Origin of the sequence: Megasphaera massiliensis, from assembly GCF_000455225.1 — a bacterium.
Classification (GTDB): domain Bacteria; phylum Bacillota; class Negativicutes; order Veillonellales; family Megasphaeraceae; genus Megasphaera; species Megasphaera massiliensis.
Genome location: NZ_HF954540.1, coordinates 11648 through 12056, shown reverse-complemented (window position 1 = coordinate 12056; position 409 = coordinate 11648).

Below are 409 nucleotides of genomic sequence, written 5' to 3'. Positions count from 1 at the left end.
CCGCATTATTGCTTTTAGGGGTGTATTTCGTTACAGCCCCATCGTAATTTCAAGAATGAAATTATTTGAGTTCTACTCCATCGGCATTTCTTAAAAATGAGAATGGCTTCATTAAGCCATTTGTATGGCATCATTTTTTCAAAATCAGCTTCATTTGAGCAGTTTTTAAAAAAATAGTATCATTTGAGTATCACGCCCCGATATTTTTTACGATCCGTTAGCATGTTTTTTGCCCTTCAATCAACGGCATATTTCTGATAAAGTTTTTACCGATTTTTTCATCGACAATCGCTAAATCCACCTTTACAGAAGGCCAGAAGTTTTAAGTTTTTTCAAAAATGTCACTAGTCAATTTTCACCTTCCTTCCACATCTTTCGGATTAAAAGATTCCCAACTGATTCAGTTTAC